The 19807-nt window shown below is 35.7% G+C and carries 23 protein-coding genes; all 23 read right to left on the bottom strand.

Annotated features, from left to right (window positions below; genetic code table 11):
* Position 1 precedes the first annotated feature (1 nt).
* The 23 genes from MKY04_RS07025 to fliG all read right to left on the bottom strand — a co-directional run bounded on the left by MKY04_RS07025 (position 2) and on the right by fliG (position 19793).
* Complete coding sequence (locus MKY04_RS07025; RefSeq protein ID WP_126292978.1) at positions 2–1153, bottom strand: protein-glutamate methylesterase/protein-glutamine glutaminase; 1152 nt, start codon at positions 1151–1153, stop codon at positions 2–4.
* Entirely contained in the window at positions 1154–2017 is an 864-nt protein-coding gene (locus MKY04_RS07020; RefSeq protein ID WP_126292977.1) for a MinD/ParA family protein, read from the bottom strand. It abuts the gene before it with no gap.
* Entirely contained in the window at positions 2014–3165 is a 1152-nt protein-coding gene (flhF, locus tag MKY04_RS07015; RefSeq protein WP_126292976.1) for a flagellar biosynthesis protein FlhF, read from the bottom strand. The genes MKY04_RS07020 and flhF overlap by 4 nt, the downstream gene beginning before the upstream one ends.
* The gene (gene flhA, locus MKY04_RS07010) at positions 3162–5198 is read right to left on the bottom strand and encodes a flagellar biosynthesis protein FlhA (RefSeq protein ID WP_346235556.1); all 2037 of its coding nucleotides are present in this window, start codon (positions 5196–5198) and stop codon (positions 3162–3164) included. The genes flhF and flhA overlap by 4 nt, the downstream gene beginning before the upstream one ends.
* Positions 5199–5221: 23 nt before the next feature.
* On the bottom strand, positions 5222–6307 hold the full coding sequence (flhB, locus tag MKY04_RS07005; RefSeq protein ID WP_346235555.1) for a flagellar biosynthesis protein FlhB: 1086 nt from the start codon (positions 6305–6307) through the stop codon (positions 5222–5224).
* 1 nt (position 6308) lies between these two features.
* On the bottom strand, positions 6309–7085 hold the full coding sequence (gene fliR, locus MKY04_RS07000; RefSeq protein ID WP_126292973.1) for a flagellar biosynthetic protein FliR: 777 nt from the start codon (positions 7083–7085) through the stop codon (positions 6309–6311).
* Between the two features lie 4 nt (positions 7086–7089).
* Positions 7090–7359 carry a flagellar biosynthesis protein FliQ gene (gene fliQ / locus MKY04_RS06995; protein ID WP_126292972.1) on the bottom strand — a complete coding sequence of 90 codons (270 nt, stop codon included), beginning with the start codon at positions 7357–7359 and terminating at the stop codon, positions 7090–7092.
* Between the two features lie 13 nt (positions 7360–7372).
* Positions 7373–8038, bottom strand: coding sequence for a flagellar type III secretion system pore protein FliP (gene fliP / locus MKY04_RS06990; protein WP_126292971.1), 666 nt, complete (start codon positions 8036–8038; stop codon positions 7373–7375).
* Positions 8038–8706 (bottom strand): flagellar biosynthetic protein FliO, encoded by a 669-nt coding sequence (locus MKY04_RS06985; RefSeq protein WP_126292970.1) that lies wholly within the window; start codon positions 8704–8706, stop codon positions 8038–8040. Before MKY04_RS06985 ends, fliP begins: the two co-directional genes overlap by 1 nt.
* A 4-nt stretch (positions 8707–8710) precedes the next feature.
* On the bottom strand, positions 8711–9073 hold the full coding sequence (locus MKY04_RS06980; RefSeq protein WP_126292969.1) for a response regulator: 363 nt from the start codon (positions 9071–9073) through the stop codon (positions 8711–8713).
* Positions 9074–9094: 21 nt separating this feature from the next.
* Positions 9095–10318, bottom strand: a complete 1224-nt coding sequence (gene fliY / locus MKY04_RS06975) for a flagellar motor switch phosphatase FliY (RefSeq protein ID WP_346235554.1) — start codon at positions 10316–10318, stop codon at positions 9095–9097.
* Positions 10311–11306 carry a flagellar motor switch protein FliM gene (fliM, locus tag MKY04_RS06970; RefSeq protein WP_126292967.1) on the bottom strand — a complete coding sequence of 332 codons (996 nt, stop codon included), beginning with the start codon at positions 11304–11306 and terminating at the stop codon, positions 10311–10313. Before fliM ends, fliY begins: the two co-directional genes overlap by 8 nt.
* Positions 11307–11335: 29 nt before the next feature.
* Positions 11336–11767: a flagellar basal body-associated protein FliL gene (gene fliL, locus MKY04_RS06965; RefSeq protein ID WP_126292966.1), complete on the bottom strand. Its 432-nt coding sequence runs from the start codon at positions 11765–11767 to the stop codon at positions 11336–11338.
* Positions 11754–11978 carry a flagellar FlbD family protein gene (locus MKY04_RS06960; RefSeq protein ID WP_126292965.1) on the bottom strand — a complete coding sequence of 75 codons (225 nt, stop codon included), beginning with the start codon at positions 11976–11978 and terminating at the stop codon, positions 11754–11756. The genes fliL and MKY04_RS06960 overlap by 14 nt, the downstream gene beginning before the upstream one ends.
* A gap of 84 nt (positions 11979–12062) precedes the next feature.
* Positions 12063–13028 (bottom strand): flagellar basal body rod protein FlgG, encoded by a 966-nt coding sequence (gene flgG / locus MKY04_RS06955; RefSeq protein ID WP_126292964.1) that lies wholly within the window; start codon positions 13026–13028, stop codon positions 12063–12065.
* Positions 13029–13248: 220 nt separating this feature from the next.
* On the bottom strand, positions 13249–13635 hold the full coding sequence (locus MKY04_RS06950) for a TIGR02530 family flagellar biosynthesis protein (protein WP_126292963.1): 387 nt from the start codon (positions 13633–13635) through the stop codon (positions 13249–13251).
* Between the two features lie 15 nt (positions 13636–13650).
* A complete protein-coding gene (gene flgD, locus MKY04_RS06945; RefSeq protein ID WP_126292962.1) occupies positions 13651–14319 on the bottom strand; it encodes a flagellar hook assembly protein FlgD in 669 nt (222 codons plus the stop codon).
* Between the two features lie 3 nt (positions 14320–14322).
* Entirely contained in the window at positions 14323–15594 is a 1272-nt protein-coding gene (locus MKY04_RS06940; protein WP_346235553.1) for a flagellar hook-length control protein FliK, read from the bottom strand.
* A 36-nt stretch (positions 15595–15630) separates the two neighbouring features.
* Positions 15631–16221, bottom strand: coding sequence for a MotE family protein (locus MKY04_RS06935; protein WP_126292960.1), 591 nt, complete (start codon positions 16219–16221; stop codon positions 15631–15633).
* A 4-nt stretch (positions 16222–16225) separates the two neighbouring features.
* On the bottom strand, positions 16226–16675 hold the full coding sequence (gene fliJ, locus MKY04_RS06930; RefSeq protein ID WP_126292959.1) for a flagellar export protein FliJ: 450 nt from the start codon (positions 16673–16675) through the stop codon (positions 16226–16228).
* The gene (gene fliI, locus MKY04_RS06925; RefSeq protein ID WP_126292958.1) at positions 16675–18000 is read right to left on the bottom strand and encodes a flagellar protein export ATPase FliI; all 1326 of its coding nucleotides are present in this window, start codon (positions 17998–18000) and stop codon (positions 16675–16677) included. Before fliI ends, fliJ begins: the two co-directional genes overlap by 1 nt.
* A 4-nt stretch (positions 18001–18004) precedes the next feature.
* On the bottom strand, positions 18005–18796 hold the full coding sequence (gene fliH / locus MKY04_RS06920) for a flagellar assembly protein FliH (RefSeq protein ID WP_185807630.1): 792 nt from the start codon (positions 18794–18796) through the stop codon (positions 18005–18007).
* Complete coding sequence (fliG, locus tag MKY04_RS06915) at positions 18780–19793, bottom strand: flagellar motor switch protein FliG (RefSeq protein ID WP_126292956.1); 1014 nt, start codon at positions 19791–19793, stop codon at positions 18780–18782. The genes fliH and fliG overlap by 17 nt, the downstream gene beginning before the upstream one ends.
* Positions 19794–19807 lie beyond the last annotated feature (14 nt).

Here is a 19807-nt window from a genome sequence, read left to right as displayed (position 1 = left end):
TTTATGGCAAATATTTCATAATCATTTGCGCAATCTCGTCAACAGCTACTACTTCGTCTACTAGTTGAGTTTCAACAGCAGCTTTCGGCATTCCATAAACAATACATGTATCAGCTGACTCGGCAATTGCAGTTACATTACCATTTTGTTTTAAATCAATTAGTCCTTTGGAACCGTCATACCCCATACCAGTCATAATGACAGCAATTTTATCAAAGTCATTAAATTTACTAACATTTTCGAACATTACATCTACAGCAGGTCGATGTCCGTAACGAGGTGGTTCTTGTTGATCTAATTGTATTTCAAAATTTGTCCCAATTTTTTGAAGCTTTAAATGCCATCCGCCTGGAGCAATATAAGCTACACCATTTTGCAATCTGTCTCCATGCTCAGCCTCTTTTACTGTTATTTTGCTAAGGTTATTTAACCTTTCCGCTAAAGATTTTGTAAATCCTGCTGGCATATGTTGAACAATTAAAATTGGAGCATTTATTGTTTCAGGCAATTTTGTAATCACTTCTTGCAAGGCCCTTGGTCCACCAGTCGATGTCCCAATTAATACAATTTTTTTAGAAGTATTGCTCCACGTACTTTTTTGTTTAATTATATTTGCAGTTCCTTTGTTAGTTCTTTGCTGTAATATTGTTTTGTTTAAAGGAGTAGACTCACTTTTATTGTTTGTACTGGCAACATCTAAAACTGTTTTTTTGTTTCCAATAGGTTTTTTCAACTTTGCAACTGGAACATGAGCTGCTTGCTCCACTTTATGTACAAGTTCTTCTTTTATCTTGTGAAGATCAAGGGAAATTGTCCCACTAGGTTTTGCTACAAAATCGACTGCACCATTTTCAATTGCACTTAAAGTATTTTCTGCCCCACTTACTGTTGTACTTGATAACATAATCACAGGGACTGGGGAAACTTCCATAATCTCTTTTAATGCATCAAGACCATTCATTTCAGGCATTTCAACATCCATTGTTACAACATCAGGCTTTAATTGTTGTATTTTCTTTATGGCATCTTTGCCATTGCGAGCTATACCGATGACTTCAACCTTTGAATTCCCTTCAAAAAAGTCACTAATTAGCTTTCTCATAAAAGCAGAATCATCAACAATTAATAGCTTGCTTTTATTCGAAAATTCCAATTAATCACTCCCTTTCGAAAAAATACTTTTTAGTTTAGATAAAAATGTATTTCGAGCATGAATTTCTTTTGTTTGATGAAGAACAAAGTGATTTACAATCTCATGTAATGTTTTAGAAATAGATGCATTAGGATAGGATATTGAAAAAGGCACTTGTTCTCGAACAGCTTTTCTTACTACCGGATCTTCAGGTAAAGATCCTAATAAATTCACATTCTTTGATAAAAATCGTTGCATCGTATTTTTCAAGCGAATTAACGTTTCTTGCCCCTCTTCTTTTGAGTAAGCTCTATTACATAATAAATAAAATGTTTTATATTGATCCTTTAAATGAATATATTTCATCATTGAGTAGGCATCTGTAATAGAAGTTGGTTCAGCAGTTGATATAACAATAATTTCATCAATAGAAGTCAATAGATCAATCGACCAATTCGCAGCTCCTGCCCCCATATCAAACAGAACATAATCATATGATTTTTGAAGCTCTTCAAATGCATCAATCAATAAATCGAACATTTCTTTCGACCATTCTACAACTGAGGACAAGCCTGAGCCACCTGAAATATACTGCAAGTTGTAAGGTCCCTCATACATCGCTTCTTCCAAAGAAACGCTACCTTCAAGATAATCCATTAAGCTAAATCGGGCCGTTTTACCTATTAAAATATGGACATTTCCCATACCGATATCCATGTCAAGTACTACAACCTTTTTTCCTAGCTTAGCTAACTCAATTGCAAAGTTAGTTGAAAAATTGCTTTTTCCTACTCCACCTTTACCGCTAACTACTGCAATAGACCTACCCAATGCTCCTTGACTTTCTAGCACTTTCATTCTTAATTTTTCAGCTTGATCTCTCATTTGAATTCTCCTTGAAAGAACAATTCAAGCAAACTATCTAGGTTTGCTTCTTCGATATCTTCTGGTACTTCTTGTCCATTCGTATAGTAAGCAAGTCCTTTATTATATTTAATCATTAAATTATACATAGTGCCAATAGAATTTGTTTCATCTACCTTAGTAAAGATAAATTTTCCTATTTGAAATCCATCGAATTGTCTTATTATCGCTTCCATATCACTTTCTTTAGAAGTTAAGGATAAAACTAGAAAGGATTCTACCTCTTCATTAAAATCAATAATTTTTTTCAAATCATTAACATATTTTGCTTCTTTATAATTTCTACCAGCAGTATCAATAAAAACTAAATCAAGATTTGCAAATTTTTCAATTGCCTGTTGGTAGTCACTGGCATTATAGACAATTTCAACAGGTGCCTGTAAAAGATTTGCATATGTTTTTAATTGCTCGATAGCCGCAATTCTATATGTGTCAGTTGTAATAAACCCAATTTTCTTCTTTTTTTCTAACACACAACGAGCTGCCATTTTAGCTATAGTAGTTGTCTTACCAACCCCAGTAGGTCCGAGTACATTAATATACTTTTTTCTATATGAAAGTCCGCCCAGAGGAAGTTCTGCCAACTTTTTTCTCATAACTCCCTTTGCAATTTTTTTCATTGTTTGGTTATTCAATGGGGACTCTGAATTTTGATGATGTACAAAAAGCTCATCACTAATTACGGTGATGAGCTCATCGTCAAGCTCTTGACGTTTTAAAAAGTCAATAAAAGGCAATATTTCCTCTGGCAATTCGGATAGTCTTGCATCTCTTTGCATAGACTGCAGCATTAATTTTAAATCCGAAATTTCGCTTTTTAACTCATGTGTAAACGAATCGTCTATATGTACTTTCGTTTGTTGAGGTATTTCTGTTGGTTTCATGATTGACTCAGCATTTATTTGCAGGTCAGGGAAACGCGGAGTAGGCTTCGCATCTACACGGTCCACCCCTGCAAGCACTTCAAAGTTTTTATGTCTTACTAAACCAAATAATTTTTTGGTCACGACTACTTTGGAATTGATGATAACTGCATCATCTCCAAGCTCGCTACGGACTAATTTCATCGCTTCTGCAATTGAAGGTGCAGTATATTTTTTCATTTTCATTCTACATTCACCACCCCAACACTTTGGATTTCAACATTTGCGTCCAATTCATTGTAGGATAAAATTGGTATTTGCGGGAAATAGCGCTCCGTTAATTGTCTTAAATACATTCGAATGCCAGGTGAGCAGAGAATAATTGGTGACTGTTCCATAAATGAAACCCTCTCTACTTCTTTTGCAATTGCCTCAAGTACTTGCTGTGATTCTTGCGGATTCATTGCTAAATAATTGCCATGGTCTGTTTGTTGTATACTATCTGCAATTAATTTTTCCAATTTTCCAGGTATCGTAATTACTTTTAATGAATCTTGTCCAGCAGAAACATATTGAGCAGTAATTTGTCTAGCTAGTGATTGACGTACATATTCTGTAAGTATATCTGGGTCGCTAGTTAACTTTGAATAATCTGCCAATGTTTCAAATATGATTGGCAAGTTTCGAATCGATACATTTTCTCTTAATAACTTCGCTAAAACCTTTTGAATTTCTCCTATTGATAAAGGTGTTGGTGTAAGTTCATCAACTAAGATTGGGTAACTTTCGTGTAAATGATCAATTAGTTGTTTTGTTTCTTGACGACCTAGTAATTCATGAGCATTTGCACGAATCATTTCTGTTAAATGTGTTGAAACGACGCTAGGTGGGTCAACCACAGTATAACCAAGCACTTCTGCTTCCTCTTTTGTTTTTTCTGTAATCCACTTAGCAGGTAAGCCAAATGAAGGCTCAATTGTGTCGATACCATCAATAGAATTATCATCTCCAGGACTCATAGCTAAATAATGATCAAGAAGGAGTTCACCACGGGCCATTTCATTCCCTTTGATTTTAATTCTGTATTCATTTGGTTGAAGCTGGATATTATCTCGTATTCGGACAATCGGTATAACAATCCCTAACTCTAAAGCAAGCTGTCGACGAATCATTACTACCCTATCTAATAAATCTCCGCCTTGAGCAGCATCAACTAATGGAATTAAGCCATAGCCAAACTCGAATTCTATTGGATCGACATTTAATAGATTCACTACGTTTTCAGGGCTTTTCATTGTATCAGCAGCCACTTCTTCCTCAATTTCTAATAACTCTTCAGGATCCTCTGGTTTCTTATGATCAATCAAATATGCGCCGACGATCAGAATAATCGCAATCGGAATTGTAATCCACTCGGGAATCGGCGTGAAAAGTCCCATTAAGAAAATTGTACCGCCAGCAATATATAACAGCTTTGATTGAGCGAATAATTGCTTTGTAATATCTTCTCCTAAATTGCCATCTGATGCTGCACGTGTTACAACAATACCAGTAGCTGTTGAAATTAGTAATGCTGGTATTTGAGCTACAAGTCCATCACCGACAGTTAACTTAGAAAAATGCGAAGCCGCATCTGCCAATTCATAATCAAGCTGTAGCATCCCGATTATAATCCCGAATATTAAGTTAATAAAAACCATTATAATAGAAGCGATAGCGTCACCTTTAACAAATTTGGTTGCACCATCCATCGCACCATAAAAATCCGATTCTCTTGATACTTTCTCACGACGTTCTCTAGCTTCTTTTTCTGAGATAATGCCTGCATTTAAATCAGCATCGATGCTCATTTGTTTACCAGGCATCGCGTCTAATGTAAAGCGAGCTGCTACTTCAGCTACACGTTCAGACCCCTTAGTAATAACAATAAAGTTAATAATCACCAATAACATGAAAATTACTAAACCGACTAGTATATTACCACCAGTTACAAATTCACCAAATGTCTCTACTACATCTCCAGCATCACCATTTGCTAAAATTGCACGGGTTGTTGATACACTCAAACCCAGTCGGAATAACGTTAGTAATAATATGATTGAAGGAAAGATTGCAAAATCCAACGCTTCTTTCATATTCATCGCTGTTAATAATATAAGTAAAGAAAGCGTGATGTTAATGATGATTAAAAAGCTCAATAACCATGTCGGTAGAGGGATGACGAGCATCGCTACTATTAAAACAACTGCAGCTAAAACCCCTAAGTCGCGAAATTTCATGTTTGTCCCTCCTACAAAATGGTCTAAATTTTACGTTTAATTCGATAAACATATGCTAGTATTTCTGCTACTGCTTTAAAAAACTCTTCTGGCACTTGTTGTCCGATTTCTACTTGATCATACATTGCACGTGCTAACGGACGATTTTCAACCATAACTACATCATTTTCTTTAGCAATTAATTTAATTTTTTGTGCTACAAAGTCGGTACCCTTAGCGACCACTGTTGGTGCGTCCATACTTTCATCGTATTTTAATGCGATAGCATAGTGAGTTGGGTTTGTAATAACTACATCTGCTTGAGGTATTTCCTGCATCATGCGCCGCATCGCCATTTCACGCTGGCGTTGCTTTATTTTTGCTTTGATCTTAGGGTCCCCTTCAGCATTTTTATATTCATCTTTAATGTCTTGTTTTGACATTTTCAATTGTTTTTCGTACTCGTATTTTTCATATATGTAATCTAATAACGCGATAAACACTAGCGTAATTGAAGCAGCAATTCCCATCATCCCAGTTAACTTGGCGACAGTTGTTAAAGTATCCCAAGTGCTTTGGAATGATAACGAAAGTACTTCTTCAAGGTTTATCCAAATAATAATTGAAGTAACTGCTCCGATAAATGAAATTTTTAATAGCGATTTCAATAAATTTACAATGGCACGGACGGAAATGATTCTCTTAATACCTTTAATTGGATCTATTTTTTTTAAATCAAATTTCATTGTTTCCATTGTAAAAAGAAATCCAAATTGTAAATAGTTAGATCCAATACCTGCAACTAGTGTGATAACCATAAAAGGTAATAGAACCATTGCCATTTCCTTTAATGTATCTACGTAAATTTTCATTACTGTATCGGCCGTTAACGATTCAATGAGCATATTTTTTTCAAAAGCTTGATGTAAAAAAGAAAACAGACTTTCCAGCATTTTTGGAGCTGTTATATACAAGAATAAAAAGAGAATTAGCAGTACAAAGGCTGCAGTTACATCTTGGCTTTTTAAAATTTGACCTTTTTTCCTTGCATCCTGTCTCTTTTTTGGCGTTGCTTTTTCCGTCTTTTCCCCAGCAAAAAATTGTAAATCTAATGTGAGCAGCAACTTCAAATTAAGCACCACCTAATAATCGCATTAAATCACGCATGGATAGTATCATAATTTCAATTAATTTTTCCATCACTTCAATCAAGACACCCATCGATACGATTAATACAAGCAAACCTACTGCAATTTTAACAGCAAACCCAATTACAAAAATATTAAGCTGGGGAACTGTTTTCGCCGTTATACCTAATGCAATAGTGACTAAAAATAAAGTTGCAACTATTGGGGCTGACATTTGGAATGCAATTGCAAAGACAGTAACTATCAATTTCATTACAAACTCAGCAAAATCAACATCTCCAAAGTTGGGGAATAGTTGATTAATCGGCATAAATTGATAGCTATAATAAATGCCGTCTAAAATGAGATGATGACCGTTTATTGCAAGCAAAACAAACAATAGTAAAAAATTAAAGAATTGCCCCATTAATGGAGTATTTACTCCGGTTTGTGGATCAATTACATTCGCCATAGCAAAGCCCATTTCAAAATCAATAAATCCACCTGCCATTTGTACAGCAGTTGTAATCAGATATGCCGTTAAACCAAGTACTAAACCAATAATTGCTTCTTTTAAAACTAGTAATATGTAATCTCCATCAATTGGAATAGCTTCAATATTCATCGTATAATAAATCATCCAAGAAAATAATACTGCTAAAGCTATTTTCAATTGTGCAGGAATTGTACGATATGAAAAAAAAGGGACTGATACAAAGAAAGCAGAAACTCTAACAATTATTAAAAGCAAGACCGATAATTTTGGAATAATTTCTGTCATTTAATCACCCGATATACCGAGTTAAGTTATTAAGAATATCGTAAAAATAATCTGTCATTTGAGAAATCATCCATGGTCCAAAAAATATAAGCGCAACTAATACAGCAACGATTTTCGGTACGAAAGACATCGTTTGTTCTTGAATGGATGTTGTCGCCTGGAATATACTAACAATCAACCCTGTTACGAGTGCTATCAGTAATAAGGGTCCTGAAACAATGAGGACAATCCATACAGCTCTTTCTGCAATTGCAATGACCATTTCTTCTGTCATATAGTATCATCCCCTAAAAACTTTGAAGTAGAGATTTGATGACTAAATACCATCCATCAACTAAAATAAATAGCAAGATTTTAAATGGTAGTGAAATCATCACCGGAGGGAGCATCATCATACCCATGGACATGAGTACGCTTGCCACAACCATATCAATTACTAAAAAAGGAATAAAAATCATAAATCCAATTTGAAAGGCAGTTTTTAATTCACTTAATACAAAAGCAGGCACTAAAATCGACAAAGGAATTTCTTCAACCGATTGTGGACGTTCTGCTTGATTGTAGTTAATAAATAATTCTAAATCTTTTTGCCTTGTATGCTTTGACATAAACTCTTTAAAAGGAGTTGTTGCACGGTCATATGCTTCCTCTATTCCAATCTCTTCATTAAACAATGGCTGTAATGCCTGTTCGTTTACTTCTTGAAACGTTGGTGCCATTATAAAAAACGTTAAAAATAAAGCCAGTCCAATAATTACCTGATTAGGTGGTATTGTTGAAGTAGCAAGTGCTGTACGAGTAAAAGAAAGAACAATCACTATCCGAGCAAAAGAGGTCATTAATATTAAAATACTTGGTGCTAGTGAAAGCACTGTTAATACAAGCAATAACTTTACAGATGTTGAAACGTTTGTAGGATCACTTTCAGAAAAGAATGAGATAAAATCTTCCATTATTTATCCTTCTCCTTTTCTTTCCATTTTTCCAGCTCGTGCTGTCTCTCTTTTTTTATATCCAACAACCTCTTATTAAATATATCGCCAAAATTTGAATCATCTTGTTTACTCTCAGATTCTATTTGATTTGGCTTTAATTTCTTTAATAGTTCTAAAATATAAGGAGTTGTTGCACCGAATGATTGCTTTTCATTGTAAAAAGCTACTAATTGTTGAACTTCATCCGGATCATTAATTTCTTTAATTAATTGCACATTATCTCCAACGCCCACGATATATAATTTATCCCCAATATGAAGCAATTGGATTGATTTTTGAGCGCCAACAGATATTCCGCCAATATTTCGTACTAGACTATTTTGTTGATAATTCATACTTTTTTTATTAATAAATTTTAAAACAAACAACAACAAAGCTAGCACAAAAATAAGGGCAAATAACATTTTAATATAATCCCATGGTCCTAATCCTACAGCTGCCGAATCAGATTTCTCTTGGTCGGCAGCTGGTAGAGTTTCCGGACATGAATCTGGATTTTTCAAACATTCATCCGAAACCATTGGACTTTTCTGACTTGCTAACGTTGTATCTGTAGGTGTCATCATTAAAAATGTAAATAATAACGCAATGACAAGCCGAATTGTTACAAATAGTTTAAACTTCATTTTATTACCCTAGTGCTTTTTGAATTGCTTCAATAACGCGATCTGCTTGGAATGGTTTTACAATAAAATCTTTTGCACCAGCTTGAATTGCATCAATTACCATCGCTTGTTGCCCCATTGCTGAACACATAATAATAGTAGCGCTTGGATCTGTAGATTTGATTGCTTTTAATGCAGCAATTCCATCCATCTCTGGCATCGTAATATCCATTGTTACTAGATCTGGACGTAATTCATTATACTTTTCTACAGCCTGTAGGCCATCAGCTGCTTCTCCAACTACTTCAAATCCATTTTTTGTTAAAATATCCTTTATCATCATGCGCATAAATGCAGCATCGTCAACTATTAATATTTTTTTTGACATTTAGAATTCCTCCAATAAACACTATTTTAGATTATTTAAACGATCTGCTTGACTTAAAATATCTGTAATACGAACACCAAAGTTCTCATCGATTACAACGACTTCTCCTTTTGCAATAAGACGGCTATTTACTAAAATATCGACAGGTTCTCCTGCAAGCTTGTCCAATTCAATAATAGAGCCAGATGCAAGCTGTAAAATTTCCTTTACACTATGCTTCGTACGACCAAGCTCAACGGTTACTTGCAAAGGAATGTCTAGTAACATATTTAAGTTGCGAGCTTCATCCTTTGAAATATTTGCATTTTCAAATGTCGCAAATTGAGCCTGCTGTACATTTACTGGTTGGACAGGTGCTTGATATTGCGGCATTGCATAAGCTGGTGGCTCTGCATACATTGTCGCTGCCTGCTGCTGATAAACTTGTTGCTGTGGAGTCGGTTTTGGCTGAACCTGCTGCTGTGGAACTGCAGGCTGCGCCGGAGCAGCAGGTGGTGTTTGCATAGGTTGTTGTACAACCGGCTCCTGCTGAACAGGTGCTTCGTCTTCCCCAAGCAGTGATTTAACTATTTTCTTTCCAAAATCTAATGGTAATAATTGCATTAAATTTGAATCTATTAATTCACCAATTTTTAATCTGAATGAAACTTTCACTAATAAATCTTCATCCGGTATACTTTCTTTACCTTCATTTTTTGAGAAATTTAACAAATCAATTGAAGGTGGTGAAATATCTACCTTTTTATTAAATACAGTAGACATGGATGTTGCAGCTGAACCCATCATTTGATTCATTGCTTCTTGTACTGCACTTAATTGGATTTCGCCTAAATCTGGATTTGGGTTTAATCCGTCTCCACCTAGCATTAGATCAGCAATAATTGCAGCATCTGATTGTTCAATCACTAATAGGTTCATTCCACTTAAACCAGTTGTATATTCCACTTGTATCGCAACATACGGATGAGGAAATTCCTCTTCTAACCGTTGGCGATCAATCAATGAGACTACTGGAGTTGTAATGTCCACCTTTTGTCCTAAAAGAGCGGATAACGCAGTTGCTGAACTTCCAAATGAAATATTTCCTACTTCACCTAAAGCATCCTGTTCCATTGAACTAAGGTAATCTTCTACACGAAGTGTTTTTCCATCATTATTAGTTTCTAACTCGTTGTTTTTTTCTGCTAACGTTTCGCCCCTTAATAGAGCTTCAATTTCTTCTTGGGAGAGCATTTCATTACTCATTTTCGTCTCCTCCTTTCAAAGGGTCGATAATCTGGACTGCCATTTTTTTATTACGTTTACCTGGCTGTACTGTGAATTTTGGTAAACCACCAACCTTTAAAATAAGCGGGTTATCAATTTTTTGATCCAACTGAATAACATCTCCAACATTCATATATAGAAAATCTTCAATCGTTATATCTGTCGTACCAAGTTCAGCTATTAAAGGTAATTCTGCTTGTTTTACTCGTTTTTCTAACATATCAGCCTGTTCCGGAGTTGCTTCCTTCGTATTAGATTGCATCCAATACTGAACAGATAAATTGTGAATGATTGGTTCCAACACGACATGGGGTATACAAATATTTATCATACCTGTTGTCTCACCAATTATTGTATTTAACGAGATAACAACAACTGTTTCATTTGGTGAAATCATTTGTAAAAATTGAGGGTTTACTTCCAGCTCTACAAGCATTGGATCGATTTCTGCGACAGAATCCCATGCTTCACGTAAATTATCGAATGACCTTTCGAATAAATTTGTCATTATTTTTTGTTCAATTTCCGTTAAGTTGTCTACATTACTATAGCTTGCACCGCTACCTCCCATTAAACGGTCCAACATGGAGTAGGCGATATTTGGATTAATCTCCATTAAGATATTACCATCTAAAGGTGGTACTTCAAATACATTTATTAATGTCATATTCGGTATTGATCGTACAAATTCCTCAAACGGAATTTGATCGACAGAAGCAACAGTAATTTGAACATAAGTTCGTAACTGTGCTGAGAAGAAAGTTGTCAGTAACCGCGCAAAGTTTTCATGTATACGGGTCAAACTTCGGATTTGATCCTTCGAAAAACGAAGAGCACGTTTAAAGTCATAAACTTTTATCTTTTTTGTTTCTTCTTCTTTTTTCATGTCATCTGCTGACATTTCCCCCGTTGATATCGCCGAAAGCAGCGCATCAATTTCGGATTGGGATAATACATCTCCTGCCATTTGCCCACCTCCATTTCAAGATGTTTCATTTACTGAATGATGTAGGAGGTTATATAAACTTGTTGTACCTCACCCTCTTGCATCAATTCATTTATTTTCGATTTGATTGTTGATTCAAACATTACTTTTCCTTGTTTTCCGTCTAAATCTTTTTTCGTCATTTCAGCAAGCTCTTCAATGATGATATTGTTAGTTTGGAAATCACGCTTTACTAATTCTTCTGCAGCCTCTTTACTGTCAGTTTGTAACTTAAGCGTTAAACGAACAATACTGTTATCTGCTAGATTCGTTGTTAGCTCCGGCACATCAACAGATGCTTCTAATATTTCATCGATAGTAGGTTCTGGAGGAGCTGCTTGCTGCTTGTTAAATTGTGTCAATAACACGAAGATGACGACACCAATCAGTGTTATCGTAATTAAAATGATGAGCATAATCGTTAATAATTTATTCTTCTTCATTTTCATCACCTCGTAGATGCGGGTTTGATAATATTTGTATACTTCTATAAAAGAGAGCTACTCGATTACGAACCTCTTCTTCACTTTCAAGAACGATAAATTTCCGCCCAGTCGTCAGCGTTATCGTTGTATCTGGAAAGGCTTCGACTGACTCTATGTATATAGCGTTTAATGAAAATGGTTTACCATTTAAACGTGTAAGTTCAATCATTGAAATAGGGCCGGGTCGCATTGGCGAGAGCCGGCCCGACCCTCCTTTGCAATGAATCTATGAAAATATTATGTTACTAATAGATTAACGTTTTAAATTAACAAGCTCTTGTAAAATTTCATCTGATGTTGTAATAATACGAGAGTTTGCTTGGAAACCACGTTGTGCTACGATCATTTCCGTAAATTCCTCTGAAAGGTCAACGTTCGACATTTCTAAAGTACCTGGTACAACTTTCCCGATACCTTGTTGTGTTGCCACTTGTACTGTTGGATCTCCTGAGTTCGATGTTACTTGGTAATAGTTATTGCCGTTTTTCTCTAGACCACCTGGGTTAGGGAATTTTGCAAGTAATAGTTGACCAGCAAATTGTAGTTGTCCATTAACATCGACATAAGTTATTGACCCATCTTGTCCAATATTCATAGATTGTGCATTTGTTGGGATTTTGATAGGGCCATAGCCTTCTACATCAATCGCACCATCTACGTAAAGGCTATCAGTACCAATAGCAGTTGCTGCCTCCCCTTTCTCTGCATCCGCATTACTTACCGGATCCTCAACAACGTCTTCGTATAATGTATCATTCGCAACACCTACTAAGTATTTACCCTCTGAATTAACTAAATAACCGTTCTCATCCATATAGAAATTACCTGCACGAGTATAAACAACATTGCTAAATCCAGAATCTGCCTCAATAATTCCGTCCTCATCCGGTGCAACCGTTGAATCTCCAACCATAAAGAATCCATCTCCGGAAATCGCTAAATCAAGAGTTCTTCCAGTTGTTTGCAATGAACCGGTACCATGAATTACGTCAATTGCTGCCATTTGGGTACCTAATCCAACTTGCATTGGATTAACACCACCTCTAGTAGCAGTGAATCCTGAAGCACCTGATACTGATTGTGAAATTAAATCTTTAAATACAACACGACTTTTCTTAAATCCGTAAGTATTTACGTTTGCAATATTATTACCAATAACGTCTAGTTTTGTTTGATGGTTTTTCAACCCGGAAATACCTGAATACATGGAACGTAACATCGTTATCGTTCTCCCTTCATTTTTCAAATTTACTTATATTTTGTGTTGCATCAATCGATCAACAACACGAGGTATCCTAATCAAATTTGCCTTGATGAAATTGCGTCAAAATTATTAATCGTTCTTGAGCGATAAATCTACTACAAAATTACTGCCCTTCACCAAAAGGCTTAAAATTATTTATAGGCTAAGCCTACTGAATAATTTTATAGGTCCTACCTTATAACACAATCGTGCCATCAATATTTGTAAATAATTGATTTTTTGCTTCAGTGCGTTCCATCGCAGTTATCACTGTTGCATTTTTAGCACTTACAATTAAAGCTGCTTGGTCCATCAAAACGAGCGGTTGGTTGACACCTTTCGAACGAGCTTCAAACACTTTATCCGTCACAACTTGCCATTCTTGATCGGATATATGAATATTACGTTCTTGTATACGCTCATTTGCATGTTTGCTAATTTTTAATTCTTGACTATCGGTCGCTGCACTTCGCAAATGGTCACGGAAAGATTGCTCTGTCCTGGCTATTGTTTTAGATTTTAATTGTGAGTTTGATTGAATGGTCGGTTGCAACGGCACGCGCTGTATTCCAAATCGATGCATGTGTTTTCACCAACCTTATTCATTCACTAACTCAAATTGATCTTTCTGTAAACGGGTACCATTGGATAAAATATATTCAATTATTTTATTATTTGTTGAAACTGCCTCTATAACTGCTTGAACCATTTCTCCGTTAGATTCATACTGCACCGTTTGTCCAATTAATTGACTTGCAGCTACAAGTGGATTTTCCTCAGTCGGGCTATTAGATGATGACGTTCCACTTAAAACCGATGAAATATTGCCTGGAGAAATTTCCTTTCCATCTTCCAAGATGAATACAGGTGCGCCATCAACAAATTTCATTTCTTTTATAACACCTGTACCCTCTTTGATGATGTTTTTTCCTTCTTCATCCAGTTCTTCTGTTATCTCAACCCATTTAACTTCTTTCCCAACGAACATCGTATAATTCATTAATTGGCTTTCTTGTTGTGATATAAGTAAGTTTTCCATCGCTGTAGTCATATTTTGCATTTGCTCTAATGAAGAAAACTGCGCCATTTGTGCAATAAACTCTTTATCATCCATAGGGTCAGTCGGGTCTTGATTTTGCAATTGTGTAATTAAGATTTGTAAAAAAGCATCTTTACCTAAACTGCTATTGTCACCTTCTTTTGCATATTTCGGTGTGTTGGCAGATGGTAAATAAAAATCTTTTGATATTCCAGATGTACTAGCCATTTACTACACCCCCTCATTTATCAAATACTCACTAAAGGAAATCTTCTCTTCCTCTTCGTCAGTTTGATCATTGTCATCCTCTTGTTCTGATTGTTGCTGCTTGAATAAGTTGCTAAATGGATTTTGGTCTCGCATATTGCGATCAGTTTCCTGCAGCGTTTGCGCAATATCAATCCGATCTATTTGGATGTTTTGCTGTGCAAATGCAGCTTTCAATTGTTGAAGTTGGCTATCTAACAGTTCTTTTCCTAAAGAAGTTGATGTTAGTAATCTAGCAGTTAATACACCATCTTGCTGCATTAACTCAATTCGAATAGAACCAAGATTTTCAGGATAAAGCTTCAATAATAATTTCATTGAACCTTGATTACCGGACAATTGACTGCGATTAAGCAAGTTTTGAATTTCTTTTAGCAACGCCTCTGACTGTGCTGGCTTTTCAGTTGGCAAAGTAATTGTCACTGTTTTAGTAGAGACTGTAGTAGTTGCAGTTCCAAGTGTTGAAGATGGTTCATTCGTCTCGCTCTTCTTGATGGTTTGTTCAACTAATTGTTGAAATCCTTGCAGTGATACTTTCACTGAGGAAGAAGTTTCGACTGTTTTAGATTGAGCACCTTGATAATTTGCTTCCAGCTGTTTTGATACTGCTTGCAAAGATTCTTGCAGCTGTGTTAATTTAGCTGCTTGTTCATTCAACAAATCAGAATTTTTGCCAGTTGAATATGCCAGCTTTAAAAATTGCAATAATTGCTCCACTTCTTTTGGTGTTGCTTTATGCTCTCCTTGAAGTGCAGTAGTAATTTGAGGGATTAATGTTGACGCTTGCTCATTTACGATTTGTATAAAATCCCAAATATTGTTTACTTCAATGCTGTCATCACCTAGAAGCTGCTGAACAGTTTCTAATAATTGTTCTTGGTCAATATTAAGTACTAATAGCAAATCCTCTAAATTCATTAATTCATCAATTGCTACAGCCTGTCCATTGTCAGTGCCAACCATTAATAGCCCTTCATCATGTGAAATTCCTAATAAATCAAGAATTTCTTCGATTGAATCTGAATTTAATAGTTCAGTCAACTCTTCTAAATCCGTCAACCCTTCTTTAGCAGCTTCATTGTTAATATCATTGTCTTTTGTTGAAGATGAAACAACATTGCTAAATACGTCGCCAAAATTATTACCCTTTGTATTCATAGTATTAGTTGGCGCTTTTACAGACTGTTTTGCCGATATAGTATTGAAATTGCCAAGTTGCATTATACCGATATTCATTATTTCACCTCCTTCCAATCAACCATATAAATGTTTCTACTGTGATAGAAGTTCAGAATATCTTGCTGCTTCAGCCGGATCCATTTTTTCGAATATGGCAGACAATGTTTCAGGCTGCATATTGGATAATATTTTTAATGCTTCTTCATCACTCATCTCAGCAATGATCGGAGCAGCACTTTTTGCTGACATTTGTTCAAATGTAGATAAAATATCTTCAAACTCTTTCTTTGCTTCATTTTCGGTTTGTTGTAAACTTTCAATTTTGCTTTGTAATTGTTCCTGAATAGCAACATTGTCTTTATTTTCTGCCAATGCACTATCCAATTTAGATTGCAGCTGCGCAATTTCAGCTTCTTTTTCTTTTACCTGTGCCTCAAGCTCAACAATTTTTTTATTATAATCGACTGAAGATTCTTCAGCTGATTCCTCAGAGGAAAAACCTGTTAATTTAGAGGCCTTTTCAAAAACATTAAAGTCTGTGACTGTAGCAATAACTAATAAAACCGCTATGACAAATAGTAATGGAATCAAGACTAAATAAAATAATTTTTGAAAAATACCTGGGGATTTTTCCTCTTCAATTTGGTCTATACTATTTGCATTTTGTACTTTCCCTTTAGCCATGAAATCACCTGATTTCCTTCTTGTAATACATAAGCGAGGAGAGCTCGTCCAGTTGCAGCATTTCTATATGATCTTGCTGCTTTTTAAAAGATTCGTAATCCATTTCTCTCATTTTCTCAAACTTACGTACTTCCAAGTTTTTTTCTAATAATTTTTGTTCATGCCAATTCATTTTTGCACGTGCTTGCATAACTTTGTTTTGTAAGTCAGCGATTGTATGCTCTAGGCTATCAATGAATGTTGTGAAATGGTGAATTTCATCAATAGTAGCACCTGTTTTTAATCGCTCATTTTGATATGTTATTAAATCTTCTTTTTTCTTCAAAAATTCATATAATTTTGTAGCCACTTCTTCAAATGATCGTACAGATTCTTTATAAGCAATTTCTGATTGTTGCTTTTCTTGCTCACGAATCGATAGTACTTTTTCGAATCGATATGTATATTGAAGCATTATTTTCCACCACCATTTGATAATGCGACAAGCTCATTTATTGTATGTTCCAATGTTACTTTTTCTTTATAACCTTGTTTTAAAAATGATGTAATAAGCGGTTCATAATGAATCGCATCATCTATTTCTTTCGATGTGCCCCTTTTATAAGCACCGATATTAATTAAATCTTCTGATTTCGAATACGTATAGTAAAGCTCTCTTAGTCTTTCAGCTGCTTTAACGTGTTCCGGGCTCGATATATGATTCATCAAACGGCTGACACTTTTTAATACATTAATGGCTGGATATTGCCCCTTGTTTGCTAAAGTGCGGTCCAATACAATATGACCATCTAATATACCACGGACTGTATCTGCAATCGGTTCATTCATATCATCACCATCTACTAAAACTGTATAGAAAGCTGTAATAGTACCTTTCAAGTTTGTTCCTGTACGTTCTAATAGCTTTGGTAATATCGAGAAAACTGACGGGGTATAACCTTTTTGAGCAGGTGGTTCACCAGTTGCAAGCCCTATTTCCCGCTGTGCCATTGCAACACGAGTGACGGAATCCATCATTAACATGACATTTAATCCTCGATCTCTAAAGTATTCTGCTATGGCAGTTGCTGTGAAAGCTCCTTTTATCCGCATAAGTGCTGGTTGATCGCCTGTTGCAGCAACGACAATAGAACGGCTTAATCCTTCTTCACCTAAATCACGTTCTATGAATTCCCTCACTTCTCGACCACGTTCACCTATTAAAGCAATGACGTTTAAGTCTGCTTGTGTATTACGTGCAATCATACCGAGCAATGTACTTTTCCCTACACCAGAACCTGCAAATATACCAACACGTTGTCCACTGCCAACTGTTAGCATGCCATCAATGGCTTTCACCCCAACTTCCAACTGTTTATTGATTGGAGGCCGTTTTAAAGGATTCGGTGGTTCTTTATCTGTTGGAACAGTTACCAATCCTTTAGGAAGCGAAGATCCATCAAAAGGATTCCCCATTGAATCTAACACTTTTCCAATAAGCTCAGGGCCCACCTTTATTTCAAGAGGTTTCCCAGTACCTTCTACTAAACAACCAATTGAGATTTCACGAACAGACGTATATGGCATAAGAACAACATACTCATTATTAAACCCAACAACCTCTGCTAAAATAATTTGATGACCATTTTTCGGTGAGTTTACATGAATTTTGCAAACATCACCGATTGAACTTTCAGGTCCCTGTGACTCAATCATTAATCCGACTACACGATTTACTTTCCCAAATTTTTTAAATGTATTAATATTAGGGATTTTCTCTATTAATTGAGCCGCTTTCATCCTATCAGTCCTTACTACTTAAAATTTCATTAAGCTTCAATCTAAGTTCATGTAATTGTTCATCAATTGATACAACAATTCGGCCATGGTTTGTTTCGATATAGCTTTCAGTATCGGTCAGGTCTTCATTAACAAAAATCAGTAATGGTACATCTGTCGGAAACATTTCAGCTAATTCATCACGATTATCTGAAACGATTTTATGGTAAAGAGGTGATACATAAATTTTAATTTCTTTCATTTCACGAGCTTCTTTTAACCCTCGTTTAATAATTGAAAGATATATTTCATCATCACGATCCAATGAACTTCCGATAATGCGTTCAGCTGAAGCTAAAGCTATATCTAGAATTACCTGTTCTTGGTCTTCAATATATTTTTGTGCATTTAAGCGAGCAGTTTCGATTGTTTCGTTCGCTACTTTTAAAGCCTCTGCCATATCTGCACTCGCTTTATTTATTCCCTCTTCATAACCTTGCTGAAAGCCTTGATCATACGCCTGCTGCTCTAGAATGAGTTTTTCTTCTTCCCACATATGCTTTAACTGCTCTATAGCTTCAAGTTGTTTATGACGATACTTTTCGAATTCTTCTTTTTGTAAGTCTATTTGATATTGTGCATCTGAAAGCAATTGGTCACGTATTGCTGTTATTTCTGCGACAGATAGCTTAGGTTCTTGTTCTAAATCGTCTTGATCAAAGTTTTCAGTAAACAAGTTGCGAAGCTGGATCTCTACTTTTTTTTCTTTTTTTTGCATTGCGTTGGCTGAACGGATGATTCTAGACAATGACGTCATCTCCTCCACCGCGTGCAATAATAATCTCTCCTGCATCCTCTAAGCGACGGATAACTGCTACTATTCTTGATTGAGCTTCCTCTACATCACGAAGACGAACAGGTCCCATAATTTCCATTTCTTCTTTAAATGAATCAGCCATACGCTGTGACATATTGCGGAAGATAATATCTTTTACTTCCTCGCTACTTACCTTCATAGAAAGTAATAAATCTTCATTTTCACAGTCGCGAATAACTCGTTGAATCGAACGGTTGTCCAACGTAACAATATCCTCGAATACAAACATGCGCTTTTTAATTTCTTCAGCAAGCTCTGGATCTTGAATTTCAAGCGCATCGAGAATTGTTTTTTCCGTCTGTCTATCTACACCATTCAATACTTCAACAACTGCGTCTACGCCACCTGTTTCAGTATAATCCTGCGTAACAGTTGAGGACAGTTTTCTTTCTAATACTGATTCAATTTCACTAATAACCTCTGGCGAAGTTGAATCCATTACTGCTATACGCTTTGCAATATCAGCCTGAACCTCTTGTGGCAGTGATGATAAGATGACCCCTGCCTGTCCTGGATCTAAATATGACAAAATGAGGGCAATTGTTTGCGGATGCTCATTTTGAATAAAGTTGAAAATTTGTCCAGGATCAGCTTTTCTAGCAAAATCAAAAGGTCGAACTTGTAGTGAAGAAGTAAGTCGATTAATTATTGCTTGCGCCTGATCTTGACCTAACGCCTTTTCTAAAACAGTTTTTGCGTAGCCAATCCCTCCTTGAGAAATGTAATCTTGCGCTAATGCGATATTATGAAATTCTTCAATTATTTCTTCTTTAATACCTGGTTCAACTTTTTTCACGCTTGAAATTTCCAACGTAAGACGTTCGATTTCTTCTTCATTTAAATGCTTATAAACAGAAGCAGAAACTTCAGGTCCTAGAGAAATCAACAGTAAAGCAGCTTTTTGTTTCCCTGTTAATTCTTTATCTTTCTTGGACACAGCACGTCCCCCCA

It is taken from the genome of Lysinibacillus telephonicus (assembly GCF_039654155.1).
GTDB lineage: Bacteria > Bacillota > Bacilli > Bacillales_A > Planococcaceae > Ureibacillus > Ureibacillus telephonicus.
The sequence above is the reverse complement of the archived record's forward strand: the minus strand, read 5'-3'. Positions and strand labels throughout refer to the sequence as shown.